This is a genomic window from Evtepia gabavorous (genome assembly GCF_003425665.1).
GTDB classification, from domain to species: Bacteria; Bacillota; Clostridia; order Oscillospirales; family Oscillospiraceae; genus Evtepia; species Evtepia gabavorous.
This window is the reverse complement of record NZ_QQRQ01000016.1, coordinates 36984-62606: the sequence shown is the minus strand read 5'-3', so window position 1 is coordinate 62606 and position 25623 is coordinate 36984. Positions and strand designations below refer to the sequence as shown.

Annotated in this window: 24 protein-coding genes, 1 tRNA gene and 1 pseudogene; 14 read left to right on the top strand and 12 right to left on the bottom strand. The window is 60.0% G+C overall.

All coding sequences use genetic code 11. From position 1 onward, the window contains the following. Positions 1-198, top strand: a 198-nt coding sequence (locus DV520_RS12335; protein ID WP_165850081.1) for a hypothetical protein, incomplete at its 5' end; no start/stop codon positions are given. 49 nt (positions 199-247) lie between these two features. Here the strand turns inward: DV520_RS12335 and DV520_RS09140 are convergent. The 4 genes from DV520_RS09140 to rpsO all read right to left on the bottom strand — a co-directional run bounded on the left by DV520_RS09140 (position 248) and on the right by rpsO (position 4262). Beyond that, a complete protein-coding gene (locus DV520_RS09140; protein WP_021918791.1) occupies positions 248-670 on the bottom strand; it encodes a CBS domain-containing protein in 423 nt (140 codons plus the stop codon). Positions 671-776: 106 nt separating this feature from the next. Continuing rightward, positions 777-1637, bottom strand: a complete 861-nt coding sequence (locus DV520_RS09135) for an epoxyqueuosine reductase (protein WP_117142517.1) — start codon at positions 1635-1637, stop codon at positions 777-779. Between the two features lie 16 nt (positions 1638-1653). Beyond that, entirely contained in the window at positions 1654-3807 is a 2154-nt protein-coding gene (locus tag DV520_RS09130) for a polyribonucleotide nucleotidyltransferase (RefSeq protein ID WP_021920370.1), read from the bottom strand. A 188-nt stretch (positions 3808-3995) separates the two neighbouring features. Then, complete coding sequence (gene rpsO / locus DV520_RS09125) at positions 3996-4262, bottom strand: 30S ribosomal protein S15 (protein ID WP_021920371.1); 267 nt, start codon at positions 4260-4262, stop codon at positions 3996-3998. 340 nt (positions 4263-4602) lie between these two features. On the opposite strand from rpsO, the gene DV520_RS09120 reads away from it, so the two are divergent. Together DV520_RS09120 and DV520_RS09115 are read left to right on the top strand one after the other, a co-directional pair. Further along, entirely contained in the window at positions 4603-7128 is a 2526-nt protein-coding gene (locus tag DV520_RS09120) for an S-layer homology domain-containing protein (protein WP_117142516.1), read from the top strand. Between the two features lie 150 nt (positions 7129-7278). Next, a complete protein-coding gene (locus DV520_RS09115; RefSeq protein ID WP_117142515.1) occupies positions 7279-8607 on the top strand; it encodes a phage tail tip lysozyme in 1329 nt (442 codons plus the stop codon). A 60-nt stretch (positions 8608-8667) separates the two neighbouring features. On the opposite strand, the gene typA is transcribed toward DV520_RS09115, so the two are convergent. Next, positions 8668-10503, bottom strand: a complete 1836-nt coding sequence (gene typA, locus DV520_RS09110) for a translational GTPase TypA (protein ID WP_021920374.1) — start codon at positions 10501-10503, stop codon at positions 8668-8670. Between the two features lie 288 nt (positions 10504-10791). Between typA and DV520_RS09105 the strand changes: the two genes are divergently transcribed. From DV520_RS09105 to DV520_RS09095, 3 genes are read left to right on the top strand one after another with little or no spacing between them, the layout of a single operon-like run. Continuing rightward, positions 10792-11178 carry a GntR family transcriptional regulator gene (locus DV520_RS09105; protein WP_021920375.1) on the top strand — a complete coding sequence of 129 codons (387 nt, stop codon included), beginning with the start codon at positions 10792-10794 and terminating at the stop codon, positions 11176-11178. Then, positions 11159-11854 (top strand): ABC transporter ATP-binding protein, encoded by a 696-nt coding sequence (locus tag DV520_RS09100; RefSeq protein WP_021920376.1) that lies wholly within the window; start codon positions 11159-11161, stop codon positions 11852-11854. Before DV520_RS09105 ends, DV520_RS09100 begins: the two co-directional genes overlap by 20 nt. Next, entirely contained in the window at positions 11848-12672 is an 825-nt protein-coding gene (locus DV520_RS09095; protein WP_021920377.1) for a hypothetical protein, read from the top strand. Before DV520_RS09100 ends, DV520_RS09095 begins: the two co-directional genes overlap by 7 nt. Positions 12673-12726: 54 nt before the next feature. Here DV520_RS09095 and DV520_RS09090 read toward each other — a convergent pair whose 3' ends face one another. Further along, positions 12727-13086: a rhodanese-like domain-containing protein gene (locus tag DV520_RS09090; protein ID WP_021920378.1), complete on the bottom strand. Its 360-nt coding sequence runs from the start codon at positions 13084-13086 to the stop codon at positions 12727-12729. Between the two features lie 169 nt (positions 13087-13255). Between DV520_RS09090 and DV520_RS09085 the strand changes: the two genes are divergently transcribed. The 3 genes from DV520_RS09085 (at position 13256) to DV520_RS09070 (ending at position 16287) form a co-directional block, all read left to right on the top strand. Next, positions 13256-13332: transfer RNA gene (locus tag DV520_RS09085), tRNA-Arg, on the top strand. Between the two features lie 446 nt (positions 13333-13778). Further along, positions 13779-15224: an MBOAT family O-acyltransferase gene (locus tag DV520_RS09075; protein WP_117142513.1), complete on the top strand. Its 1446-nt coding sequence runs from the start codon at positions 13779-13781 to the stop codon at positions 15222-15224. Positions 15225-15240: 16 nt separating this feature from the next. Continuing rightward, positions 15241-16287: a hypothetical protein gene (locus DV520_RS09070; RefSeq protein ID WP_117142512.1), complete on the top strand. Its 1047-nt coding sequence runs from the start codon at positions 15241-15243 to the stop codon at positions 16285-16287. A gap of 49 nt (positions 16288-16336) precedes the next feature. Here the strand turns inward: DV520_RS09070 and DV520_RS09065 are convergent, their stop codons facing one another. The 4 genes from DV520_RS09065 to DV520_RS09050 form a co-directional block, all read right to left on the bottom strand. Beyond that, positions 16337-17131, bottom strand: coding sequence for a prolipoprotein diacylglyceryl transferase (locus DV520_RS09065; protein WP_117142511.1), 795 nt, complete (start codon positions 17129-17131; stop codon positions 16337-16339). A 64-nt stretch (positions 17132-17195) separates the two neighbouring features. Next, positions 17196-17486 (bottom strand): hypothetical protein, encoded by a 291-nt coding sequence (locus DV520_RS09060; protein ID WP_242984677.1) that lies wholly within the window; start codon positions 17484-17486, stop codon positions 17196-17198. Positions 17487-17651: 165 nt separating this feature from the next. Next, on the bottom strand, positions 17652-18215 hold the full coding sequence (locus DV520_RS09055) for a DUF3793 family protein (protein WP_117142510.1): 564 nt from the start codon (positions 18213-18215) through the stop codon (positions 17652-17654). Between the two features lie 4 nt (positions 18216-18219). Next, positions 18220-18510 carry a DUF2325 domain-containing protein gene (locus DV520_RS09050; RefSeq protein ID WP_021920384.1) on the bottom strand — a complete coding sequence of 97 codons (291 nt, stop codon included), beginning with the start codon at positions 18508-18510 and terminating at the stop codon, positions 18220-18222. Positions 18511-18700: 190 nt separating this feature from the next. Between DV520_RS09050 and DV520_RS12170 the strand changes: the two genes are divergently transcribed. The 3 genes from DV520_RS12170 (at position 18701) to DV520_RS09040 (ending at position 20648) form a co-directional block, all read left to right on the top strand. Next, positions 18701-18928 carry a hypothetical protein gene (locus DV520_RS12170; RefSeq protein WP_133308851.1) on the top strand — a complete coding sequence of 76 codons (228 nt, stop codon included), beginning with the start codon at positions 18701-18703 and terminating at the stop codon, positions 18926-18928. A gap of 118 nt (positions 18929-19046) precedes the next feature. Continuing rightward, entirely contained in the window at positions 19047-20303 is a 1257-nt protein-coding gene (locus DV520_RS09045; RefSeq protein WP_021920385.1) for a glycosyltransferase family 2 protein, read from the top strand. 75 nt (positions 20304-20378) lie between these two features. Then, positions 20379-20648, top strand: a complete 270-nt coding sequence (locus tag DV520_RS09040) for a cysteine-rich small domain-containing protein (RefSeq protein ID WP_117142509.1) — start codon at positions 20379-20381, stop codon at positions 20646-20648. A 117-nt stretch (positions 20649-20765) separates the two neighbouring features. On the opposite strand, the gene DV520_RS09035 is transcribed toward DV520_RS09040, so the two are convergent. Both DV520_RS09035 and DV520_RS09030 read right to left on the bottom strand, forming a co-directional pair. Beyond that, complete coding sequence (locus DV520_RS09035; RefSeq protein WP_021920387.1) at positions 20766-21302, bottom strand: acetate uptake transporter family protein; 537 nt, start codon at positions 21300-21302, stop codon at positions 20766-20768. A 310-nt stretch (positions 21303-21612) separates the two neighbouring features. Continuing rightward, positions 21613-23052, bottom strand: a complete 1440-nt coding sequence (locus DV520_RS09030) for a M23 family metallopeptidase (RefSeq protein WP_133308850.1) — start codon at positions 23050-23052, stop codon at positions 21613-21615. Positions 23053-23350: 298 nt separating this feature from the next. On the opposite strand from DV520_RS09030, the pseudogene DV520_RS12590 reads away from it, so the two are divergent. Together DV520_RS12590 and lepA are read left to right on the top strand one after the other, a co-directional pair. Next, positions 23351-23566: pseudogene (locus DV520_RS12590) on the top strand (helix-turn-helix domain-containing protein); the annotation flags it as partial. A 223-nt stretch (positions 23567-23789) separates the two neighbouring features. Next, on the top strand, positions 23790-25595 hold the full coding sequence (lepA, locus tag DV520_RS09020; protein WP_021920390.1) for a translation elongation factor 4: 1806 nt from the start codon (positions 23790-23792) through the stop codon (positions 25593-25595). The last annotated feature ends 28 nt before the right edge of the window (positions 25596-25623 follow it).

The following is a 25623-nucleotide window of genomic DNA, read 5'->3' as shown; positions in this document are numbered from 1 at the left end:
GGGGAGAAGTGCCCGCCGGTGACTTCGTACTTAGGGACTCTCCGCCGGCGGTTTGCCCAGGAGCAGGCCACCATGGCCGCCTATCTCACCGGCACGGAGACCACCACGGACCCCTGCCTCCAGCAGTTGTTCTGGGAGCACGCCAGGGAGGCCTGGGACCAGGCCTGTAAGATCCGTACCCTGGTGGAGCAGGCGTAAGGAAACCGGGGCCGCGGGAGGGACTGTTGTTTTCCCCCGCGGCCCCGGTTCAGGGCTGACGGATGTTCTCGGAGATGTCGGTAAGGGCCCGGGAAATCTCCATCTCATAGCGGCCGCACTTGGCCAGGTCCCCCAGGGAGACCACCCCCACCACCCGGTCCTTGTCCACCACCGGCAGGCGGCGGACCTGCTGGCTGGACATCAGGCGGGCGGCCTGGCGCACGTCGTCCTCCGGGGTGACAACGGCGGGCCGCCGGGACATGATGCTGCGCACCGGCACCGACCGGGGGTCCTCCTCGGCGGCCACGCACCGCAGCACAATGTCCCGGTCCGTCACCATCCCCTGGAGCTGCCCCCCAGACCCGCACACCGGCAGGGACCCCACGTTGTGCCGGGCCAGCAGCCGGGCCGCCAGGGCGGCGCTCTCCGTGGGATCAATGGACACCACATGGGGGTTCATAATGTCACGCACTTGCAAAAAACCACCTCGTTTCCGTTTCCCATAGTTTGGGCGGAATCCCAGGCGGATATACACGGAAAAGACGTCCTGGGAGAAGCTGACCGGGAAAGCGGCGGTCTCAAGAGGAGGGGCGGTCCTCCTCTTCGGCTGGCGCTGTCTCCTCCTTGAGGGCCAGGTTCCGGCGCAATGGCCCAATCCCCCGCCAGGAAAACGCCCGGCGGGCATACTGCCGCCGGAAAGCCTTGTTGCTGAGGGGCTCCAGCTCCGCCAGGGTAAGGGAGCAGAGCAGGTCCTCCCGGAACTCTGGCAGAGGGGTCAGGGCGGCGGCCTGGTTGTGGGGACAGGCCTTTTGGCACAGGTCACAGCCCCAGACCGTGGGGCTGCGGCGTACCTGTTCGGCGGCTTCGGGGGGGAGCGGGCCCTTGCGCTGGGTCAGGTCGGACAGGCAGCGGGTGACCTCACACCCCTGCTCCGTCAGGGCGCCGGTGGGGCAGGCCGCTTGACAGGCCCGGCAGTGGGGCGGGCAGAGGGTCTCCGCGGACGGACCGGTGGAGGGGAGGACCAGGTCGGTGAGAATGGTGCCTAAGAAGACATAGGAGCCGTAGGGGGGGACGATCCGCAGCCCGTGGCGGCCCCGGCAGCCCACGCCGGCCAGCTCCGCCGCGGCCAGTTCCGGCACGGGGGAGTTGTCCGCCCCGGCCACAAAGGTATGGCTGGGATGGCGGGCCCGGAGCCCGGCGCAGACCTGCTCCAGCCGCCGGCCCAGGACCAGGTGGTAGTCCTCCCCCCGGCAGTAGAGGGAGAGATTGCCGGGGGCCTGGCCGGCGTAGTAGGGAAAGGCCCCCACCAGCACGGTCTGGGCCCCGGGACAGAGGGTGTGGAGCTGTTCTGCCGCCTCCGGGCCCAGAAACGGCTGGAGGCCGCCCAGCGCGGCGGCACCCCATGCCGCCGCGCCAGCGGCCTTCCAGAGCTGATTCATGGGACTTGTGCTCCCATCAATTTTGATGTTTTTTGGCGTCCCGGGCTTCCATGGCGGCGATTTCCCGCTGGGCGTCCCGGAGGGAGAGGTTCACCCGGCCCTTTTCGTCGATGTCGGTGACTTTCACCCACACCATGTCGCCGATGTTCACCACGTCCTCCACCTTTTCCACCCGGCGCTCAGCCAGCTTGGAGATGTGGACCATGCCGTCCTTGCCGGGGGCCAGTTCCACAAAGGCGCCGAAGTTCAGGATGCGAACCACTTTGCCGTAGTACAGCATTCCCACCTCGGGGACAAAGACGATGGTGTCAATCATTTTCTTGGCCGCGTCACAGCAGGCGGCATTTTCCGCGGAGATATAGATGGTACCGTCGTCCTCAATGTCGATCTTGGCGCCGGACTCAGCGGTGATCTTCTGGATCACCTTGCCGCCGGAGCCGATGACTTCCCGGATCTTATCGGGGTCAATCTTCATGGTGAGCATCTTGGGGGCGTATTGGCTGACCTCGGGCCGGGGAGCGGGGATGCAGGGGAGCATGATCTCGTCCAGAATGGCCTTCCGGGCGTCGCCGGTGATGTCCAGAGCCTCCTTGATGATGGCGTGGGAGAGGCCGTCGTTCTTAATATCCATCTGGATGGCGGTGATCCCGTCCTTGGTGCCGGCCACCTTGAAGTCCATCTCCCCGTGGAAGTCCTCCACGCCCTGGATGTCGATGAAGGTGGTGAAGGACCCGTCGTCGTCCTGGATCAGGCCGCAGGAGATGCCGGCCACCGGGGCCTTGATGGGCACACCCGCGTCCATGAGGGCCAGGGTGGAGCCGCAGATGGAGCCCTGGGAGGTGGAGCCGTTGGAGGAAACCACCTCAGAGACCACCCGGATGGCGTAGGGGAACTCCTCCACCGAGGGGATCACCGGGTCCAGAGCCCGTTCCGCCAGGGCGCCGTGGCCCTTTTCCCGGCGGTTGACGCTGCGGGCGCCCCGGGCCTCACCCACGGAGTAGGCGGGGAAGTTGTAGTGGTGCATATAGCGTTTTTCCTCTTCCTCCCAGATGGTGTCCAGCTTCTGGCAGGCGGAGAGGGTGTTCAGGGTTGCCACGGACAGGACCTGGGTCTGCCCCCGGGTGAAGAGGGCCGAGCCGTGGACCCGGGGCAGCACGCCCACCTCAGCGGCCAGGGGACGGATCTCGTTCTTCTGACGGCCATCCACCCGGTGCCCCTGGAGGAGCCAGGCTTTGACAATCTTCTTCTGGAATTTATAGGTGATCTCTTCCAGGTACTGATCCATCTCGGGATACTCCTCCAGGAAGAGTTCGTGCCAGTGGTCGATGAGGGCGTTCCAGCGCTCCTCCCGGACATTTTTGTCGTCGGTGTCCATGGCGGCCTTGGCTTCGTCCATGGTGGCGGCCACGATCTTGTCAAAGAGCTCCTGGTCGAAGTCGGCGTGGTCGTAGGTCATCTTCTCCTTGCCGATCTCGGCCACAATGGCGTTGATAAAGTCCACCTGGGCCTTGATCTCCTCGTGAGCCTTCACGATGGCCTCATACATGATCTCGTCGGGGAGCTGGTCGGCCCCGGCCTCGATCATCACCACCTTGGCGCCGGTGGCGGCCACGGTGAGGTCCAGCTTGGAGGCGTGCTTCTGCGCCTGGTTGGGGTTCATGACGATCTGACCATCCACATAGCCCACCTCCAGGCAGCCGATGGGGCCGCCCCAGGGGATGTTGGACACCGCCAGGCAGGCGGACACGCCCACCATGGCCGCGGCCTCGGGAGAGCAGTCCCGGTCCACGCTCATCACGGTGCAGGTGACCACCACGTCGTTGCGGAAGTCTCCAGGGAAGAGGGGACGGATGGAGCGGTCAATGACCCGGCTGGCCAGCACGGCGGGCAGAGAGGGCTGCCCCTCCCGGCGCATAAAGGAGCCGGGAATCCGGCCCACGGCGTACAGCTTTTCCTCAAAGTCCACGGACAGGGGGAAGAAATCCACCCCGTCTCTGGGCCGGGGGGCGGCGGTGACCGCCACCAGCACGGAGGTGTCGCCGTAGCGGACCATGGCGGAGGCGTTGGCCAGCTCAGCCACCTTTCCAAACTCCAGGGAGAAGGGGCGGCCGGCAATCTCGGTCTTGTAAATGTGGTTGTTGAATTGCTTCTTGGTGATAATGGTTGACATGGTTGCAGACTCCTTTCGCAGGTATCATAAAATGGGCCGGAGAGCCTGCGCCTGATTTAGCACTTGAAGGCATGTCCGAGCCTCGGGCATACGTTCAAACGCTAAAATAGGGCGGGGAGCTCTCCGCGCGGGGGTTGGGAAAAAGGGGCGGTGCGGTTTTGGCCACACCGCCCCTGTCGCAGACGGAATTATTTACGGATGCCCAGCTTGGCAATGATCGCACGATAGCGCTCAATGTCCTTCTTGGCCAGATAGTCCAGCATCTTGCGGCGCTTACCGACCATTTTCAGCAGGCCGCGGCGGCTGTGGTTGTCGTGGATGTGGACCTTCAGGTGCTCGGTGAGCTCCTGAATCCGGGCGGTGAGGATGGCGATCTGAACCTCAGGGGAGCCGGTGTCCGTGGGATGGGTGCGGTTTGCCTCAATAACGGCGGTCTTTTCGTCCTTGCGAATCATGGTTTATTTCCACCTTTCCAAAGTTTGCCTCTGACTGAGTGACGGGCGGGTGTGGCCCTGAAACCAGGCGGTACTCCCGGGACTAAGTCAGGGTAGATTGCGTGCAGTACGCACGTATCTTGTAGTATACCACTGGGCGGGGGGAAAGTAAAGCGAAATTTCGAAAAAACCTTGGTGTGACAAAAAGAGCAGGTGCTTTTGCACTTTAACATACCTGCAAAACAGGACACCCCTTTTTGGTGCAGAAAATCTGTAAGAGGAAGAGAAAAGTGCTTTATATTCTGTTGAAATTTTGGTATAATTAAACATCATTATATCGCTCGAGGGAGGAGAGAGGTTTATGAAGAGACGAGTGATTTCCGCAGCCCTGGCGCTGTGCATGATGCTGACCCTGTTGTCGGGCACGGCCCTGGCGGCGGGACAGCACCCCTTTACCGATGTTCCCCAGAGCCATTGGGCCAACGAGGCGGTGGGCTATGTCTATGAAAATGACCTGATGAATGGGGTGAGCGCCACAATGTTCCAGCCCGGCGGCAGTCTGACCCGGGCTATGTTTGTCACCATCCTGGGCCGGATGGCCGGCGCGGAGGAGGAGAGTGGCGAGAGTGGGTTTGCCGATGTGCCGGCAGGCCGGTGGTATAGTGCCTATGTGGCCTGGGCCGCTGGGGAAGGAATTGTGGATGGCACAGGAAACGGCTGTTTTTCCCCCAATAGCCCTGTGACCCGGGAGCAGATGGCTACCATGATCGCCCGCTATGTAGACAGCGCCGACCTCCCCCTGCCCGAGACCGGGGACCCGGCGGCTCCCTTCACGGATCGGAATGCCGTGTCTGACTGGGCCGAGGCGGGGGTGGAGCTCATGCGCCAGACGGGCATCCTGGCCGGGTATGAGGACGGCACCTTCCAGCCCCAGCGCACCGCCAACCGGGCGGAGGCCGCGACGATTTTTATGCGGTTGGAGCAAACCGTCAATGCGAGCCCCCAATCTCCGGAGGAAGCAGCCATAGAAGCCTATGAGACGGTTGCGGCAGAAACCCGTCAGATCGAGAGGAAATACGAAAATACGGATGGGGTTGTTCCCCGAGAAAAGTTAGAACCGTTGCTGCAGGAAGTTGCTGCCTATGCAGAGCAGCTACAAAACCAAGGAACCGTAACCAACTATGAGGTCAACGACACGTGTGTTTATATGAAAGTGGGAGGATGGTTGGGCTTCCTCTATGCACCACCGGAGGAAGGGATGATGGCCGGCGGACAGGAGGGAATGGAAATCATTACCCTGGAGCCATTTCCTGGAGAGATGTATGCGTCTTATCTGTTAGCAGGAGGGAAAGGGCCCGACCAAGCAGCAGAAGATCTGGAGGACAGCTTTGGACCAACGCTGACCTATCAACACAATTATGATGGAGATGCAGTTTCAGTAGATACCCTAAAAAACCTTCCCCAGCACAGCATTATCCTGTGGTCAGGGCACGGAAACTATGTGGATCGTTTAGGTTCCGTTCTCTTTTTGGGGACGAAGAAGTGGGACCAGTCAACGATTCTGCTCTATGCCCAGGAGTTTGGGGATGAGGCGCTGTTGGTGAACCAGAACGGCCAGTTTTATATTTCTCCTATCTTTTTTGAAAAGTACATGCCCCAGGATGCCTTTGCGGGTAGCCTGATCTACTTGGGAACCTGCCAAAGCTTTGCAGACCGTCGGTTGGCGGAGAGTATCTGGGATAAAGGGGCCGAGGTCATTTTAGGCAACACCCGTACTGTGCGTCAAATCTATAATTTCAAGATGCTGTACTCCTTTGCGGAAGGACTGACCCAACGCACAGAGCAGGGATCATATTATACGATTTCTCAGGCATTGGAGTATGCGAAGGAAAAGCATGGAAGTGCCGACACTTGGGGATATAACAGCGAGGTTAAGGCACTGTACCGAGAGGATGTGACGCTGGAAGAAATCATTTCTCCAGAAAAGACAACTTTGGAGGACCTGGTGGGCGTCTACGAGGGCTCCTACTTCGCCTCCCAGGGGGAGACGGGCCTGACTCTGACCGTCTATGAGGAAAACGGCGGTTACCGCGCCCTTTTTGACTTTTACAATCTCCCCGGCCGGACCAATGCCAAAGAGGGCTCCTATACGATGGATGTGACTGTGACCGATCAGGGGGCCTTCCGTTTTGACGCGGACCAGTGGGTGGAGAAGCCCTCCGGTTACCGGCTGTTGGACCTGGAGGGAACCTTACAGGGCGAGGTCTTGTCCGGTCAGTCTCCCACCCGCTTTTCCGTCACCCGCACCGGCCAGGCGGTGCCGGACACGGGCTGGAAGCAGGCCTACCAACGGTTTTTGGCTGAGCAGGGCTACACGGACTATCTGGATGACTGGTTTTATCAGCCCACGGAGTATGCGCTGCTGGATCTGAACCAAGACGGAATGAAAGAGCTCATTCTTCAGGGAAATTACTTTGACACGTTCTACGATGATTTCTATAATTTCTCAGTCTTCACATATGATGCACGCACTAAACAGGTGGTCATTGTACCTTTGGCAGATGGGACATCGGAAAGCAACGCGCCTAAACAAGTCGAAACCTGTTACGGGGAACTGATGTATTCCCCCCAATATCAGTCGCTTGTGTTCACCGATCTGCGCCCCTACTATGTAGGGACAACTGCCATTTCAAATTATGGCTATTACACGCTCAACAATGGCAGCCTGCAAATGGAACAGAGCATTGGGACGAACCACTCGGAGGATTACTCCCAAATATACTATGAGATTCACACTTCTGACGGAGGAAGCACCGTCATTTCTGCCGAGGAATACCGGGAATATATCTCGGAGCGAGACCCCATTGCTTTTGAGCCACTGCCCTGAAGCAGCTACGGCGCAGTAAGCCCCCGCCCCCTGGCGGGGGCTTTTGCAGTTGGCGGCGGAACTCCTTGCAAAACAGACCGTTTTTCCCCTTTTCAGCAGGGAAGAATTCTGGTATAATCAGGCATCATACGGAAGAAAGGACTACGCAGTATGAGAAAACGAATGGTAAGCGCGGCCCTGGCCCTCTGCCTGGCCCTGACGCTTTTCTCCGGCACGGCCCTGGCGGCGGGAGAGCATCCCTTCACCGACGTGCCCCAGGGGCACTGGGCCGGCGACGCGGTGCAGTATGTTTATGAGAACAACCTGATGGGCGGCACAGACAGCACCACCTTTTCCCCCAACAACACCACCACCCGGGGAATGATTGTGACGGTGCTCTACCGTCTGACAGGAGAACCGGCCAGCGGAACGGCCAGCCAGTTTACCGACGTGGCCGCCGGGGCCTGGTACGCCAAGGCGGTGGCTTGGGCGGCGTCCCGGGACATTGTCAACGGCACCAGCGCCACCACTTTTTCCCCCAATTCCCCCATCACCCGGGAGCAGCTGGCGGTGATCTTTTACCGCTATGCCCAGGACCAGGGATGGGACGTGTCCGCCTGGACTGATCTGGGGCTCTACCAGGACGCGGCGCAGGTGAGCGACTATGCCACCCAGGCGCTGGCCTGGGCCTGCGGGGCGGGGCTGATCACCGGCACCACGGACACCACGTTAAGCCCCCGGGGCAGTGCCACCCGGGCCCAGGTGGCGGTGATCCTCACCCGGTTCTGCGAGACGGTGATGCCCGATGGCCCGGTGAGCCACCAGGAGATGGTGCGAAACCTCCAGAATTCCTCCCTGCGGAAAAGGGATACCCTGGCGGCCATGGCCCAGGTTCTGCTGGACGATGGGTTTGCCCCCGCCTTTGTGGCCGGGCTTTTGGGCAACATCATAGAGGAGGGGGACTGCGGCCGCTTTGAAAGCTCGGCCTATCTCTCCAACCCCGACGCCGAGCCCGACTATCTGGTGTACATGGATGAGAATTACGACTACCGGGACAAGTATTCCTACCGGCTGATCTATGAGGGCATCTCCCTCCAGGAGGTCTATGCCATGGTCCTGGAGCTGGGTCCTGCGGGGGCCAACGGCCGGGGAAGCTGCTTCGGCCTGGGCTGCATGCAGTGGACCTCCTACAACCGGATCAAGCGCCTGCTGGAAAACTATCTGGAAGCGGCGGACGGGGCGGACACCATCACCCTGGCCCAGGTCCAGGAGGCGGAGGGGATCACCATCAGCTATGAGCTGCGCAACACCCACAAGAAGGTCTATACGGACTGGCAGACCGCCAACCCTGAGCAGGACACGGAAGAGGCGGCCTATGATGCCGGGGTGAAGGTGTGCACCAGCTACGGGATTCCCGTGGGCTACAACACCCCGGAGGTACAGGAGAAGCGGGGCGGGAATGCTGCCCAAGTCTATGCAGTCATGCTGGGTGAGTCCTAAGACACAACAGATACCACACAAAAAGACCGGCGCTGTGCAGTCCACAGCGCCGGTTTCTTGTTATAGGTTCTGATATTTTTTGTTCCCCTTCAGGGCCTTCATACGGATTTCGTGGTTGAGAATCCGCTTGCGAAGGCGGAGGTTTTCCGGGGTGACCTCCAGCAGCTCGTCATCGGCCAGAAACTCCAGGCACTGCTCCAGGCTCAGGTTCCGGGGCGGCACCAGGCGGAGGGCCTCGTCGGAGCCCGAGGCCCGCATGTTGGTCAGCTGCTTCTTTCGGCAGACGTTCACGGTGATGTCCTCGCTCTTGGGGGTTTCCCCCACCACCATGCCCCCGTAGACCGGGACGCCGGGGCCGATGAACAGGGCGCCTCGCTCCTGGGCGGCCCAGAGGCCGTAGGTGACCGACTCGCCGGTTTCAAAGGCGATGAGGCTGCCAGAGCTCCGGCGGCTCAAATCCCCCTTATAGGGGGCGTAGGAGTCGAAGACAGAGGCCATGATCCCCTCTCCCCGGGTGTCGGTGAGGAATTCGTTGCGGTAGCCGAACAGGCCCCGGGCGGGGACCAGGAACTCAATCTTCATCCGGGTACCCACCGGGGTCATCTCCAGCAGGTCTCCCTTCCGGGAGCCCATCTTCTCAATGACCGCCCCCACCGCGTCGGCGGGCACGTCCACCACCAGGCGCTCCATGGGCTCGCACTTCACCCCGTCGATCTCCTGGTAGAGGACCCGGGGGGGAGAGACCTGGAACTCATAGCCCTCCCGGCGCATGGTCTCAATGAGGATGGACAGGTGCATCTCTCCCCGGCCGGCCACGTTGAAGGCCTCGGTGGAGTCGGTGTCGCTGACCCGCAGGGAGACGTCCTTTAAGGTCTCCCGCATGAGCCGGTCCCGCAGGTTCCGGGAGGTGACGTATTTGCCCTCCTTGCCGGCGAAGGGGGAGTCGTTGACCGAGAAGGTCATCTCCATGGTGGGGGCGGAGATTTTCACAAAGGGCAGGGGCTCGGCCAGGCCGGCGGCGCAGATGGTGTCCCCGATGGTGATGTCCCCGATGCCGGACATGGCGATGATGTTGCCGGCGGCGGCCTCGGTGACCGGCGCCCGGGCCAGACCCTCGAACTGGTAGAGGCTCACCGCCTTGGCCTTGCGGCTCTGGCCGGGGTCGTGGTAGTTGCAGACGGTGATCTCCTGGTTCTGCTTGATGGTGCCCTGCTCAATGCGGCCGATGGCGATGCGGCCGACGAACTCGTTGTAGTCAATGGAGGAGACCAGCATCTGGAAGGGCTTGTCCGCCTCCGCCTCCGGGGCGGGGATATAGCTGAGAATGGTCTCAAACAGGGGCTGCAGGTCGGTCCCCAACACGTCGGGGTCCCGGGAACAGATGCCCTGGCGGGCGGAACAGAAGAGCATGGGGGAGTCCAGCTGCTCCTCTGTGGCGTCCAGGTCCAGCAGCAGCTCCAGCACCTCGTCCATGACCTCGTGGATGCGCTGGTCGGGGCGGTCAATCTTGTTGATGACCACGATCACCCGATGGCCCAGGTCCAGGGCACGGGAGAGGACGAAGCGGGTCTGGGGCATGGGCCCTTCGGCGGCGTCCACCAGGAGGATGACGCCGTTGACCATTTTCAGAATCCGCTCCACCTCGCCGCCGAAGTCAGCGTGGCCCGGGGTGTCTACAATATTGATCTTCACATCGCCGTATTGGATGGCGGTGTTTTTGGCCAGAATGGTAATGCCGCGCTCCCGCTCCAGGTCCCCGGAGTCCATGACCCGGTCCTTCACTTCCTGGTTCTCCCGGAAGGCGCCGCCCTGCTTGAGCATCTCGTCCACCAGGGTGGTCTTGCCATGGTCCACGTGGGCGATGATGGCGATGTTTCTCAGTGATTCGTTCTGCACAGGTTCGCACCTCATATCTATCGAAAATTCAAACGGACGCTAATTCAACGGCTATCTATTATACTATTGTAAATAAAGGATTGCAAGGATAAATTTTGCCGCGGCCCTGGGAGACCGGGCGGCGGAAGGGAGTTCAGGGGCGGGGGACAGGCAGGACAATCTTCCCGCCTGATTCTTTTCACTTTTTTTGAAAAAGGGGCTTGACAAATGGAGAAAATGTGTTATTGTATTATTCGTGCAGTACAACAGTACAGCGACACAGATGAACACCACCAAGGAGGGATGGATATGGCGTGGCAGTTTCGCAATGACATCCCCATCTATACCCAGCTGATTGCCCAGATCCAGCAGAGGATTGTCAGCGGCGCCCTGCTGCCGGGGGAGCGGCTTCCCTCGGTGCGGGACCTGGCCGCGGAGGCAGGGGTAAACCCCAACACCATGCAGCGGGCCATGATGGAGATGGAACGAGAGGAGCTGGTTTACAGCCAGCGCACCGCGGGCCGGTTTGTCACCGAGGACGGGGAGCGGATTCGGCGCCTGCGGGAGTCCCTGGCCCGGAACCAGGTGAAGGACTTTTTAGAGGGAATGTACCAGCTGGGGTTCCAGCTGGGAGAGATCGTCACATTTGTACAGACGGAAGGAGAGAAGGGACACCATGAGCATTCTGGAGTGTAAAGGGCTGAGCAAACGCTTCGGGGCGGTGACCGCCCTGGACGGAATCAGCTTTACCATTGAACCGGGCCGGATTGTGGGTCTGCTGGGCCCCAACGGCAGCGGAAAGACGACCTTGATTAAGCTGGCCAACGGCCTGCTGGTCCCCACGGCGGGGGAGCTTTGGATCAACGGAAGGGCGCCGGGGAAGGAGAGCCACGCCATGGTCTCCTATCTTCCCGAGCGGACCAGCCTTCCCCTTTGGATGACCGTGAAGCAGCTGCAGGACTTTTATGAGGATTTTTATGCGGATTTCCAGCGGGAGCGCAGCGAGGAGATGCTGGACCGGCTGGAGATCTCCGCCAAGCAGCGGATGAAGCACATGTCCAAGGGCACCCGGGAAAAGGTGCAGCTGATCCTGGCCATGAGCCGCCAGGCCAAGCTCTACCTGCTGGATGAGCCCATCGGCGGGGTGGACCCGGCGGCCCGGGACTATATTTTGGACACTATCATCCGCAACTACAACCCTGAGGCCTCGGTGATCATCTCCACCCACCTGATCGCGGATGTGGAGAAGGTGCTGGATGAGGTGCTCTTCATTGACCGGGGGCAGATTCTCCTCCAGTCCTCGGTGGACGCCATCCGGGAGGAGAAGGGCATGAGCGTGGACGCGCTGTTCCGGGAGGTATACAAATGCTGAGAAAACTGTTGAAACATGAGTTCCGGGCCACAGCCCGGGTGATGATTCCCCTGTATTTGATTACCGTTCTGCTGGCGGTGCTCACCCGCGCCACCGCATTGTGGGCCGAGATGGTGACCTTTGACGGGATGCTGGGCCGCAACTTCCTGGCCCTGCTGTCCGGGATCATTATTTTTGGGTTTGTCCTGGCGCTGATTGCCACCTTTGTGGTGGCGGTGATCCTGGCCATCCTCCGGTTCCGGAGCAATCTAATGGCGGACGAGGGATACGTGATGTTCACCCTGCCGGTGTCCACCCATACCCTGGTGTGGTCAAAGCTGATTGTCTCCGCCGTCTGGTTCCTGGGGGCGGTTGTGGTGGATGTCCTGTCCCTGCTGGCCCTGGTGGCGAATGTGGAGATGTTCTGGGAGCTGGGTAGGGTCTTCCAGGAGATTGCGGACCAGTGGAACGCCTACTATGTGGGCAACGGCGTGGCCTTCCTGGTGGAGTGCCTGCTCCTCTTTTTGGTGTTCTGTGTGGTCGCCTGCCTGGAGTTTTACACGCCTCTGGCCATCGGCCATAGCTTTGCCCAACATAAAATGTTGCTGTCTGTGGCCTTCTTTTTCGCCATCCAGGTGGTGACCCAGATTGTCTCCGGTATGCTCCTCTTTGCGGGGGTCCCCATGCTGGATTCCATGGATGGCTGGCTCAATTCTCTGACCCCAGCCACCGCCATCCACGGCTTTATGTGGGGCAGTATTCTGATCTCCGCCATTTATGGCGCGATCCTCTACTGCATCACCATTCGGATGCTTCACCGGCATCTGAATCTGGAGTAAGGATACGGTTTCCAGTCTGCGCCCCCGGCCACGGGCCGGGGGCGCAGACTGCCTTTAAGGGGAGGAGAACCAGCGGGTGCCCTCGGTGGGGCCGTAATACCCGTGGGAGCCGCAGCACTTTTTCAGGCCGCCGATATCGTGGACCTGGGTATATCCCATGTCCTTCAGCCGGGAGACGGCCCGGGCACTGGTCTCTCCCCCATAAGCGTAAACAAAGAGGGGGACCGACAGATCGGGCAAAACCTCTTTGGCCCGGGAGAGCTCCTCCAGGGGAAGGTTTCGGCTTTCCGGGATTCGCTTGCGCGCGTACGATTCCCGGGAGCGGACGTCCAGCAACACCGCGCCCGGCGTGGCCTGATAGTTGCGAACGCCCCGGTTGATGTCGATACAGAACAGATGCGAAAGAATGCCCATAAAAACTCCTTTCTCAGGGATGCCTTGCGCCCGCTTGCGGGGGGGCGGGCCGCTGTTCTGTTTTTAGTATAGACGGCGTGGGGGGGACGTTCCGTAATTAAGTCCCATTCGGCCATGTCCAAAGTAGATTGACAAACCAATTATCATAGGATAAAATAAAAATGTCTGTGCCCCCGTAGCTCAGATGGATAGAGCGTCCGCCTCCTAAGCGGAAGGCCATGCGTTCGAATCGCGTCGGGGGTGCCATGGGGAAAAGCCAATCGCGGCAATGCGATTGGCTTTTCTTTTTTGGGCGGGCCGCTGGTTTTTCCTGCGCTTGGGGGCGAAAGAGACGTTTTTATGGCGATTGTTTGAGAAAAAGAAAAAATGTTGTTGCAAAAAGGGGATTTCTCCCGTCTTATTATGGCAGAAAGGGGTCGTTGGAATGAGAGAGCCGAAGCAGTACCTTTTCCTCCTGGCCTGCCTGGGGGTCTGCGTCTTTGCCCTTTTGCTGGGGCTTCTCACCGGCTGCGGTTGATGCGCCGCCGGGCGGAGGGGGAATGGTTTTTTCCCCTGCAGAAGAAACAGGAAGTAGAATCTGAGGAAAAAAGCGAAAAATCCAGCTTTTTTGACAGAGATACAACCAATCTGTATAATAGAGGGAGCCGGCACGGCAAGCGCAGCCATTCCTTTTTGGAGAGGAGTCTCGATCCATGTCATTTCAGTCCTACACATTTCTTTTTGCCCTGCTGCCGGTGTCTGTGGCAGGGTGGTGGCTGCTGAACTGGCGGGGCCATGGGCGTCTGGCCCAAGGGTTTCTGCTGGTGGTGTCTTTGGCCTTTTATGGAAAGGGAAACTTGGCCTTTCTCCCCCTTTTGCTGGGGAGTATTCTGTTTAACTTTTTGGTTGGTAAGGCAATGGGAGCCCTGCCCCGGGCCAGAAAACCTCTGCTGGTGCTGGGTCTGCTGGGCAACTTAGGCCTGCTGGGTTACTTTAAGTACGCCAACTTTTTTCTGGACAACCTCAACTGGCTGCTGGGGACCTCCATCGGGGCGCTGTCGCTGCTGCTGCCCTTGGGGATCAGTTTCTTTACCTTTCAGCAGATTGCTTTCCTGGTGGACCGGTACCGAGGAGACCCGGCAGACTATACCCTGCTGGAGTATGCCTGCTTTGTGAGCTTTTTCCCCTGTGTAACCTCCGGCCCCATTGCCTTCCATGACGAGGTGATTCCCCAGATGCGGGCGGTCCAGGGAAAAGGACCTTCCGCCCAGGGCATTGCCGAGGGCCTGTGGCTGTTCTCCTTGGGGATTTGGAAGAAGGTCATTGTGGCAGAGGCTTTTGGCGGCGGCGCGGACTGGGGCTGGGCCAATCTGCCTGCCCTCAACAGCACCACGGCCTTGGCGGTGACGCTGAGCTACACGTTGCAGCTCTACTTTGATTTCAGCGGCTACACGGACATGGCCCGGGGCATTGGAAAGATGCTGGGGGTTACCCTGCCGGAGAACTTTGATGTGCCCTACCAGGCGCTGACCATCCGGGGCTTTTGGAAGGGCTGGCACATGACCATGACGCGGTTTTTCACCCGGTATCTCTACATTCCTTTGGGCGGCAGCCGGCGGGGGTTGCCGCGGACCTGTGTCAACACCCTGGTGATCTTTTTGGCCTCTGGGCTGTGGCATGGGGCGGACTGGTCCTTTGTGGTCTGGGGAGGGCTGCATGGGATCGCCATGGTGGCCGACCGCCTGCTGGGCAGCCGGCTGGACCGGCTCCACCCTGCGCTGTCCTGGGCGCTGACCTTTGGGTATGTCAATTTCTGCTGGATTTTCTTCCGGGCCGGCAGTGTCCGGGAGGCGCTGGCCATGTGCCGGGCCATTGCGCGGTGTGCGTTCGGTCCGCTGGCAGAAGAGTTTACCACCTCCTTTCAGATGCCGGAGATTACCTGGATTGGACGCTACCTGGAGATAGATATGGCCCGTTTGGCCCTGCTCATGTTCCTGCTCTTTGTGGTGGGGAGTATGTTCTTTTGTCTGCAAGAGACGCCAGTGGCCCGGAGAAAGCATCGGATGACAGGGCGGCGCGGTGTGCTGGCGGGGATTCTGCTGTTCTGGGCGGTGATCTCTCTAACGGGCGTGAGCCGGTTTATCTATTCTAATTTCTGAGAGGGGGAGACATTCGGTGCCCAAACGATTTCTGAGACTGTTTTTTGCGGTCTTTCTGGCGCTGACGGCCTTGTTTGCCGGGACAATCTATGTGGTGGACCCCTATTATCATTACCATGGCCCAGTGGCGGGACTTCCCCTCTGGCTCCAGGATGGGCGGTATCAAAACGTGGGGGCGGCGGAAAATCTGGACTATGATTACCTGCTTATGGGCACCTCTGTCACGGCCAATTTTACCTTGGAGCCCTTTCAGCAGCGTCTGCCAGGGCAGACGAGGAAGCTCATTGTCCAAGGCGGATATTTTGAGGATTTTCTTCTTCCCCTGGACGTGGCCCTGGAAACCCATACGGTGCGGCAGGTTTTTTGGGGGGTGGACTCCAACTGTTGGCGGCGGTATGACAAGGAGAATACCTGGGAGGCGCCTACCTACCTTTTTGATGAAAACCTGTACAATGATGTGCATTACCTGCTGAGTAAAGATACTTTTTTCTGGTATATCCCCGACATCCTGCGTGCGGCCAGGGAGGGGTACCAGGCGGATGAGAGGACAGGGGGATACCTGTGGGGAGACGATGTCCAGTGGAGCAGAGAGGTGGCGCTGGGGGTTTACCAGCGGCCTGAACCCCGGCCCGCCGTGGCGGCGGATGCACTGTTGGGCCCAGCCCAGGAGAATTTGGACCATGTTCTGGCCCGGGTGGATGCCCATCCCCAGACCACGTTTACCTTTTACCTGCCGCCGTACAGTATCCTTTTCTGGGATATGACCATTCGGGAAGGGGAGCTGGAGGCGACGCTCACCATGCATGAGAGGGTCCTGGAGGGGTTAATCAGCCGGCCCAATGTGCGGGTGTTTTACTTTATGGATGACCAGGCCCTGATTACAGACCTGGACCAGTACAGCGACCACATCCACTACTCCCCTGATGTATGCCAGGAGCTGGCCCGCCGGCTTCTGGAGGAGGAGCCGATGACCGCCCAGGAGATTGCCTCTCGGATGGAGGCGTTCCGGGATTTTCTCTCCACGTACGATTTTGAAAGCCTGTTCCAAGACGCTGGCTCCTGATGAAGAGGAGGCGGGGGAGCGGAAACAAAAAACAGCCGCGGCCTGTATGTTACAGGCGCGGCTGTTTGCCGTACGTACGGAGATGGCGGATCAGGAGGGGGAGGACAGCGGCCAGAGTAACCAGAGCCAGCAGCTGAGAGGTGGAAAATACCCCCCACATCCCCCGGGCGGCATCGCCCCGAAGAAATTCCAGGGCGAAGCGGAACAGGGCGTAGGCGGCCAGATAGACCAGCAAAAGGGCCTCCCCCTTCCAGCCCCGCCGGGCCAGGCGGTGCAGCAGAAGAAAGAGGAGCAGGCAGCCGGCGGCCTCATACAGCTGGACGGGGAGGAGCGCCACGCCGTTGGGGGCCACGGGAGAGACCCGAAAGGTCACCCCCGGCCAGCCGGCGGGGGCGGGAATGCCGTAGCAGCACCCGGCCAGGAAGCAGCCCACCCGGCCAAAGGTGTGGAACAGGGGGACGGCGGGGACCAGGTCGGCCCCCAGTTGGGAAAAGGGGACCTTGCGCCGCCGGCAGAACAGCCAAACCGCGGCCAGAGCGCCGAACAGCCCGCCATAAAAGACGAACCCACCCGAGAGGTAGCGGGCGGAAAAGGCGGCCGGATCGGCCGCCAACAGGGGGAGGTCCTGGAGCAGCTGGGGCAGCTGGAGCAGCAGGTAGAGAAATTTTGCGCCTACCAATGCCCCCAGAACCCCAAAGAGAAAGGCTTGCTCTGTCCGGCCGGGGTTTTCTCCCCGGGCTTTGAGCTGCCGGTGGAAGTACAGCCACGCGGCAGCGGCGCCCAGCAGGGTCAGCAGGCTGTACGTGGGGAAGAGAGTGCCGCCAAGATTCCAATAGGGTAGCATAACCGTAACGAAAGCTCCAAAATAAGGCGCCGCGGCAGGAATGCCGCGGCATAGGTGGAAGGAATTACAGGGGAAGGGTGCTGGCGATCCCCGCACAGCTGACGCAGGCGACACAGGCCACAAAGGCCAGGGCGCCGCCGATCAGACCAATGAGGGAGAGCACAAATCCCGCCGTGCGGATGGCGTCCAGGTATCCCAGTTCCTTGGCCTTGCTGGCCTGGATCAGGCCGACGATTCCTAAAATGACGGAAAGGATGGAGGAATAGCCGAAAAACCAGAAGACCACCGCGATGATACCCAGCACCAAGCTGGCAGTGGCGTTGCTTTTTCCGGGCGGATTGGTGTGTTCAGGCAAAGTCATTGCCCCCTTTCTCAAACTCGGCGCGGATGGGGTTGAAAAATGCGGCCGAAAAGATTAACACTATCATTTTAGGAAATCTTTCTTCAAAAGTCAATCGGCTGACAAAAAAAGAGCAAGATCCTGCCGAACCTTGTCGGTTTCGGCAGGATCTTGGAATCGTTATTGGGGCAGTCTGGTGGCCACCGTGAGCCCCTCCAGAGAGGCCCCGGAGGCCCTGCGGCGGCAGTAATTGGCCGTGCAGGATTTATAGGCGGCAAACTGGCGGCGGGCGGCGGCCTCATCGCCGTAGACCTTCCAGCAGCCCACGCATTTGCAGTGTTTCCCCTGGTGGGTCATAAACCCGGCCACATCTTCCGGGGGATATCCCAGGAAGAGGCCGATCTCATGAGGAAAGGTTCCCCCAGCCTGTAGCCGCCGCTTGAGCTCCCGGAGGCAGGCGTGTTGGGCCAGGTCCTGATAGCCCGCCTGCCGGAGGAGCCGGCGGGCCTCCCCCCGGGATAGATCCCGGGAGAGCGCCGCCGGGCGAAAGAGATAGAGAAGGACCCGGGTGTTGTCCCGGCGCAAGGGGAGCAGCCGGAGTCCCCGGGGAACCAGGACCTGATTGATGGCCCGGAGGTCCCGGACCATGGCCTGGGGAGAGGAGAAGAAGCAGGGAAAGAGGTTGCCCGTTTTAATTCCTGCCAAGGTAGGGGCGGCGTGCTGGATCACATAATCCACAGACATAGGCTCAGCTCTTGGCGCCCGCGTGGGCCTCCAGGATGGTGCCCAGGGCGGACATGGAACTGGAGCGGGAGCGGACAATGACCGTGTCCTGGCCCCGGGTTTCATTGAGGGCGTTCTGTACCATTTTATGGGAAATGGTGTCGGTGAACATGACCAGCAGATCGGGGTTGCCCAGCCGGTTTTTCAAGGTCCCGCCCATCTTGGAGATGACCTTGGCAGAGCACTGGTAGGACCGGCAGAGGTCCTTGTATTTGCGGACCATGCATTCGTTTCCGCCTAAAATGACGACACTCATTGAGAAGCTCCTTTCTTTTGAGGTTAGCTAAGGCTAACTATCCGAGTTTTTTTTAGCGCCCCAAGGGACGCAGTCTATTTATGGAATCTTAGTATATGATAAAGAGAGACGGATTTCCGTCGGAGGAAGAAAAAAGTTCTTCCTGATCGTTAGCTTATGCTAACTATTTGGGAGTATACAGGATTTTTCTGTGGCTGTCAAGGAAAAATTCAAAAACAGGGCAGGAAAATTGACCGGGGAAGGGGAGAAGGCCAATCTGTTACAAAAAATTAAGAGAAAATTAATTGACTTTTTTTCAGGACGTTGTACAATAGAGAAAATATATTTGCAGGCAACCATGCAAGCATATTTTCATCTTGCCGGAAAAACCAGAGAAAGCCGTAGAACCACCGATGGAGCTTCCCGGGCGGATGATTGACAGGAAAAAAGAAGCATATCGCCTGGCGGGAGGGATAAGAAGGGTCCTCCCCGCCCGCTGCCGGTTCCGCCCATCGGGACAGATTGACAGAAAGAAAAGGGTGTTAAAAGGTTAAAAAATGGATACCATCTTGACGATCAACATTGTCATAGCGGTGGTCTTTACCTGCTGCTATGCCTACCAGCTGTTTTTTTTGGCTGTACCGTTCACCAAGAAGCAGGAGCCTCATAAACCAGAGGTCCTCCACCGCTTCGCCATTTTGATTTGTGCCAGAAATGAGGAGGCGGTCATTGCGGATCTCATCCAGAGCATACGGCACCAGACCTATGACCAAAGTCTGCTCACCGTGTTCGTCATGGCCGACAACTGTACCGACGCCACGGCGGACATTGCCCGGCGGGAGGGCGCGGTGGTCTATACCCGGTTCAACCGGGAAAAGGTGGGCAAGGGATATGCCCTGGAGCAGCTGCTCCTGCACATTGAAGAGGATTACCCCAAGGTCTATGACGGCTTTTTCGTCTTTGACGCGGACAACGTGCTGGACTGCCGGTTTGTGGAGGAGATGAACCGGACCTTTTCCGACGGCTATGAAGTGGTCACCAGCTACCGCAACTCCAAAAACTATGGGGACAACTGGATTTCCGCCGGCTATGCCCTGTGGTTTATCCGGGAATCCCGGTACCTGAACAACTCCCGGATGCTTCTGGGCACCAGCTGCGCGGTGTCCGGCACGGGCTTTCTGTTCAGCCGCCAGGTGATGGAGAGCACCAATGGCTGGAAGTTCCACCTGCTGACAGAGGACATTGAGTTTTCCGTCCACCACATCCTCCAGGGCCGGAAGATCGGCTTCTGCGCCGATGCGGTGCTGTATGATGAGCAGCCGGTTACCTTCCGCCAGTCCTGGCGGCAGCGGCTGCGCTGGGCCAGGGGCTTTCTCCAGGTGTTCCGCAAGTATGGCTTTGGCCTGGTGAAGGGTATTGGAAAGGGGCACTTCTCCTGCTATGATATGAGCATGACGGTGATGCCTGCATATATTCTCACCGTTGGCTTGATTATCGCCTACCTGGTGGGCGGCGTCATGTCCACGGCGGAGGGGATTTCATTCCTGCCCTGCCTGATGTACATTTTGCAGACCTTCCTGGGGCTGTATGTGGTGCTGTTTCTGGTGGGGGTCTTTACCACCATCACCGAGTGGAAGCGGATTCACACCACGCCGCTGCGGAAGGTGCTGTACACGGTGACCTTCCCCCTGTTCATGCTGACCTACATCCCCATCTCCATGGTGGCACTGTTCAGCAGAAAAGTGCAGTGGAAGCCCATTGAGCACCACCGGGCGGACCGCCGGGTGCTGGAAACCGCCGCCGGCCGAAAATAATCGCTGCCATCCCCCGCCGAGCCCGGCGGGGGATTTCCCTGTCCAGGGAGCAAGACCAGAGAGGAGCGTGCAAGGATGGATTTGAACGGAAAACATTATACTTGGTTTCAAAACCGGGAATGTGAGTATTTCCCCTGCCATAAAGGGGTGCGGGAGGAGGAGTTTAACTGCTTGTTCTGCTACTGCCCCCTCTACCGTGCCTCGGACTGCCGGGGCAGCTTTGTGATGCGCAACGGGGTGAAAGACTGCTCCTATTGCCTGCTGCCCCACAACGGCCTGGAGAGCTACGCGTACATCCTGGCGAAGCTGCGGGAGGAGAAGCTCTTCTCTCCCGGGCAGGAATGACATACCACAAAACGAAATCCCCCGGCGGCACAGCGAAAGCTGTACCGCCGGGGGATTGAACTTGAGTCCGGTTTCAATGGGGTGGAAGGGAATGAAAGACTGGGCTTCCGGTCCGCCTCACAGGAACAGAGCGGGGAAAAGCAGGAATGCGGAGATCACGCCGATGGCCACGTTGCACAGACCGGCCAGCTTGGTCAGGGCGGGCTTGCCAGTGTACCAGGCGGGGATCAGGGTGAGCAGCAGCACGTCAATGACCACCAGGTCGATGCCCAGGGGCCAGACCAGGCCGTCCTGGAACGCGCGGATGGTGAAGCCGATGCACAGGATCAGGCCGCACAGGAAGAAGTGGGCCATGGCTTTCTTGTCGCCGCCTTTGATGAAAAAGAAGCCCACCAGAATCCAGAACAGGCCGAAGAAGCCGAAGACAGTGCCCAGATAGACGCTGTGGTCACCGCCCACGGAGAACAGGTACATGCACAGAGAGGTGAAGAGCTGGGTGAAGCCGCCGAAGAAGATGGCGATGTAGCCCAAGGTGCGGGTGAGCTTTTCGTGGTCGGCGCCTTTCACGCCGACACCCAGCTGCTCCAGGCCGAAACAGATGACAGTGGCGAACAGGCCAAACAGGCCGATTGCTTCAGGGTTGACAGGGATCATGGGAAAGTCCTCCTTTGATGAAATGGGTTATGAAACCGATCTGCTGGCATCAAGGTACCTGAAGAAGGCCAAAAGGTCAACCTATTGTCAATATATTAAAGGAAAGAAAACATTTCTTCACGGGAGTGACAGAAAACTTGCGTTATAAGCTGGAAAAGGTCGAGTTTTTGCGAGATGACAGGGAACTTGCGGCAAAAATTTGGAAATTCCAGGAAAAAACGGGGCTGTGCATCGCCTTTTGCAGAAAAAATGAAAGGAGGACGAAAAAAACTTGCCTGACGGCACCGGGAAGGCGCCGTCAGGCAAGTTGTCAAGGTAGACAAAGCTGGGGGTCCAAAAGCTCGTCCTGCCAAAGCAGTTCAAAGTGGCAGTGGGGGCCGGTGGACCGGCCGGTGGAGCCCACAAGGGCGATGGTTTGTCCCTGGGTGACCTGGTCGCCCTCCTGGACCAAAAGTTCGGAGCAGTGGGCGTAATAGGTGGTAAAGCCGTTGCCGTGGTCAATTTTGACCAGGTTGCCGTAGGTGCCTTTGGGTCCGGCCCAGATCACCTGGCCGCCGGCAGAGGCGGCGATGGGGGTGCCGCTGGGGGCGGCGATGTCCAGCCCCCGGTGGAAATTCTCCCCGCCGAAAATCTGCCGCCCGCCGAAGGGGGAGGTGATCCGGCCGCGGAGGGGCCAGAGGAACCGGCCCTTTGCCCCCTCCACGCCCTGGGCGGTGCCCACGGCCACTTGGGTGGGGGTTGCCTGCGCCAACCGGTTTCGGGACATGTTCTCCCGGCTCTGCTCCTGGCCCATGGTGTAGGTGACCCGGTCTGTCCGCTCCTCCAGGCCAGGGGTGCCCTGGGAGAGGACCTTCTCCTCCCCCAGCAGGAGGGTGCTGTCCTCCACCTCTTGGACCGGGGGCTCCACCGGCTGGGTATAGGTGACTTCCTCCACGGTGCATACCGTCAGGAGGGGGAGAGTACCCTGGTCCTGGTCGATGGCCTGGGCCTCGGCCCGGAGGGTTTCCATGGACCGGGGCAGTTCCTGGGCGGGCTCCAGGACCTGAAGCAGTGCCTCGATGGCTGGTTGGGCCTGCTGCCGGGGCTGGGTCAGGCGCTCTGCCAAAGCCTGGGCGCCCAGAACTTCCGCTTGGGCGGGGAGATAGCCCACCACCACGTCCACGGTGTTGTCAAAATAGGCGGACACGGTGAACTGGTTGGTGTAGGTATCTTTGATTCCTTGCAGGGCCTGGTCGATGGCCTCCCGGCTCTCGCAGGCGCCGATGGGGAGACCGTCAATGGTGAGAATGTACTCCGCTTTGACCTGGTCCACCGTCTCCATCAGGCTGGCGGTGAGCTGGTCAGAGGTCTGGAGGCTGTTCTTGGGGGCGATGGTCAGGGCCATGGTGGTCTCCTGGGCGTAGCGGTAATCCGACCGGAGAATCTCAGAGACCTGGTCCTCCACCTGCCGGACCGCTGTCTGATAGGTGTCCTCGCCCTGGACGTAGGCCAGAGGGGGAGAGCCGTCGGTGGAGACCGCGTAGCACAGGGTGCAGGTGGAGACGATCACCGCCCCCGCCACAGAAAGCCCGGTGAGCCCCAGCAGCACCCCTGCCAGCAGCGCCCGCCGGCTGCGCCGGGGGGTGGGCCATTGGACCGTGGGGCCGGTGTCCGGCGGCGGGGCGGGCTGCGGGATGGCCGCCGGAGAGAACCGCGTTTGCACGTCCCGGTCCGGCCAGTCCGGGAGAGCCGGCATCGAATGTTTTTCCAAGGTGTCGCTCCTTTCCAGTAAAGTGTACAAAAGAGAACAAAAGAGTAACAAACTGGTTACAAGATGATGATACGAGGGGCGGTCTGATCCGTCAAGGGGTTGAAAATCAGGGTTTTTGCCGCCTTTGGCCCCATGGCGGGGAAGGGTGTCGAGGGGGACAAAGTTTTTCTTTCGGCGGACAGCCCGGCGGGAGAAAAATTCTCTTTTGGGGGCCCTTTACAGTGGGTATTTTGCAGAGTATAATAATACGAAATGTTAAAAACCCAGTTGTCTGGGAGGGGAAGATAGGAGGGATGGCATGCAGGTACGGTTCGCGCAGACCCTGTCTCAGCTGCGCCACGAAAAAGGGGTCAGCCAGCGGCAGGCCGCCCAGGCGCTGGAGGTTTCCCAGGCGCTGCTGTCCCACTATGAAAACGGCATCCGGGAGCCCGGCCTGGCCTTTGTGGTGCGGGCCTGTGATTACTACCAGGTCTCGGCGGACTACCTGCTGGGGCGGCGGGTGGAACGGGAGGGCGGCCGGGCCCAGGGCGCCCCGGAGGGAGTGGACCCGGCGGTGCTGCGGTCCGCAGCGGAGGTTTTGACCCAGCTGTGCCTGGAGCTGTGCCGCCGCCACCCAGAGAGCCAGGCGCTGTTCCACTGCCTGGCGGGGGAGCTGGCCCAGGAGATGCCGGCGGAGAAAAAGCCCACAACGAGGGAGAAGAAACCCAAGGCCGTCAAGGCTTAAGGAGGAGCATTCAATGACAGACCAAAGTAAAATTCGCAATTTTTCCATCATTGCCCACATTGACCACGGAAAGTCCACCCTGGCCGACCGGCTGCTGGAGCTGTGCCACGCGGTGCCCGAGCGGGAGATGGAGAATCAGCTGCTGGACAGCATGGACCTGGAACGGGAGCGGGGCATCACCATCAAGGCCCGGGCGGTGACCATCCAGTATGATGCCCTGGACGGCCAGACCTATACTCTGAACCTCATTGACACCCCGGGCCACGTGGACTTTAACTATGAGGTCTCCCGCTCCCTGGCCGCCTGCGAGGGGGCCATCCTGGTGGTGGACGCCTCCCAGGGGGTGGAGGCCCAGACCCTGGCCAACACCTATTTGGCCATTGAGCACGACCTGGAGATCCGACCGGTCATCAACAAAATTGACCTCCCCGCCGCCAACCCCGCCCTGGCCAAGGAAGAGGTGGAGAACGTCATCGGCCTGGAAGCCGCCGACGCCCCGGAGATCTCCGCCAAAATGGGGATCAATATTCAGGCGGTGCTGGAGGATGTGGTCCACCATGTCCCCGCCCCCCAGGGGGACCCCAAGGCCCCCTTCAAGGCCCTGATCTTTGACAGCCAGTACGACGCTTACCGGGGGGTGGTGGTCTATTTCCGGGTGATGGAGGGGACCCTCACCCTGGACCAGACGGTGCGGATGATGGCCTCGGGGGCGGAGTACGGCCTGGTGGAGATCGGCCACCTGCTGCCCACCAAGCTGGAGCCCTGCAAGAGCCTATCCGCCGGGGAGGTGGGGTATCTCACCGCCTCCATTAAAAACGTGAAGGACACCCAGGTGGGCGACACCATCACCACCGTGGAGACCCCTGCGGCGGAGCCCCTGCCCGGTTACCGCCCCGCCCGGAGCATGGTCTACTGCGGCATTTACACCGAGGACGGGTCCAAGTACCCCGACCTGCGGGACGCCCTGGAGAAGCTCCAGCTCAACGACGCCTCCCTGACCTTTGAGCCGGAGACCTCCGCCGCCCTGGGCTTCGGGTTCCGGTGCGGCTTTTTGGGGATGCTCCATATGGAGATCATCCAGGAGCGGCTGGAGCGGGAGTTTGACCTGGACCTCATCACCACCCTGCCCAACGTCATCTATGAGGTCACCAAGACCGACGGCACGGAGGTCCGGGTGGACAACCCCCACAACTATCCCGATCCCTCGGTGATTGCCGAGCAGCGGGAGCCCTTTGTGAAGGTCTCCATCATCTCCCCCCCGGACTACGTGGGCAACATCATGCCCATGTGCCAGGAGCGCCGGGGCGAGTTTAAGGACATGCAGTATCTGGACACCAACCTGGTGGAGATCCATTACCACATGCCCCTCAACGAGATCATCTATGACTTTTTTGACGCCCTGAAGGCCCGGACCAAGGGGTATGCCTCCCTGGACTATGAGTTTTTGGACTACCGGGCTTCGGACCTGGTCAAGGTGGACCTGCTGCTCAACGGAGAGCAGGTGGACGCCCTGTCCTTCATTGTCCACCGGGAAAAGGCCTACGGCCGGGCCCGGCGGATCTGTGAAAAGCTCAAGGAGAACATCCCCCGCCAGCTCTTCGAGGTCCCTGTCCAGGCGGCCATCGGCGGCAAGATCATCGCCCGGGAAACCGTCAAGGCCATGCGCAAGGACGTGCTGGCCAAGTGCTACGGCGGCGATATCAGCCGGAAGAAGAAGCTGCTGGAGAAGCAGAAGGAAGGCAAGAAGAAGATGCGCACCCTGGGCACGGTTCAGCTGCCCACAGAGGCCTTTATGGCGGTGCTCAAGTTGGATGAATAACCAGAAAACCGGGCGGTGTACGCCCGGT

Excerpts from the sequence above, each read along its gene's own strand:
- DV520_RS09105 (WP_021920375.1), top strand. The coding sequence starts at position 10,792 with ATGGCGTGGCAGTTTCGCAATGACATCCCCATCTATACCCAGCTGATT.
- DV520_RS09135 (WP_117142517.1), bottom strand. The coding sequence starts at position 1,637 with ATGAATCAGCTCTGGAAGGCCGCTGGCGCGGCGGCATGGGGTGCCGCC.
- DV520_RS09050 (WP_021920384.1), bottom strand. The coding sequence starts at position 18,510 with ATGAGTGTCGTCATTTTAGGCGGAAACGAATGCATGGTCCGCAAATAC.
- DV520_RS09130 (WP_021920370.1), bottom strand. The coding sequence starts at position 3,807 with ATGTCAACCATTATCACCAAGAAGCAATTCAACAACCACATTTACAAG.
- DV520_RS09040 (WP_117142509.1), top strand. The coding sequence starts at position 20,379 with ATGGATTTGAACGGAAAACATTATACTTGGTTTCAAAACCGGGAATGT.
- DV520_RS09120 (WP_117142516.1), top strand. The coding sequence starts at position 4,603 with ATGAAGAGACGAGTGATTTCCGCAGCCCTGGCGCTGTGCATGATGCTG.
- rpsO (WP_021920371.1), bottom strand. The coding sequence starts at position 4,262 with ATGATTCGCAAGGACGAAAAGACCGCCGTTATTGAGGCAAACCGCACC.
- lepA (WP_021920390.1), top strand. The coding sequence starts at position 23,790 with ATGACAGACCAAAGTAAAATTCGCAATTTTTCCATCATTGCCCACATT.
- DV520_RS09075 (WP_117142513.1), top strand. The coding sequence starts at position 13,779 with ATGTCATTTCAGTCCTACACATTTCTTTTTGCCCTGCTGCCGGTGTCT.
- DV520_RS09065 (WP_117142511.1), bottom strand. The coding sequence starts at position 17,131 with ATGCTACCCTATTGGAATCTTGGCGGCACTCTCTTCCCCACGTACAGC.
- DV520_RS09095 (WP_021920377.1), top strand. The coding sequence starts at position 11,848 with ATGCTGAGAAAACTGTTGAAACATGAGTTCCGGGCCACAGCCCGGGTG.
- DV520_RS09035 (WP_021920387.1), bottom strand. The coding sequence starts at position 21,302 with ATGATCCCTGTCAACCCTGAAGCAATCGGCCTGTTTGGCCTGTTCGCC.
- DV520_RS09055 (WP_117142510.1), bottom strand. The coding sequence starts at position 18,215 with ATGTCTGTGGATTATGTGATCCAGCACGCCGCCCCTACCTTGGCAGGA.
- DV520_RS09115 (WP_117142515.1), top strand. The coding sequence starts at position 7,279 with ATGAGAAAACGAATGGTAAGCGCGGCCCTGGCCCTCTGCCTGGCCCTG.
- DV520_RS09100 (WP_021920376.1), top strand. The coding sequence starts at position 11,159 with ATGAGCATTCTGGAGTGTAAAGGGCTGAGCAAACGCTTCGGGGCGGTG.
- DV520_RS09045 (WP_021920385.1), top strand. The coding sequence starts at position 19,047 with ATGGATACCATCTTGACGATCAACATTGTCATAGCGGTGGTCTTTACC.
- DV520_RS09090 (WP_021920378.1), bottom strand. The coding sequence starts at position 13,086 with ATGGGCATTCTTTCGCATCTGTTCTGTATCGACATCAACCGGGGCGTT.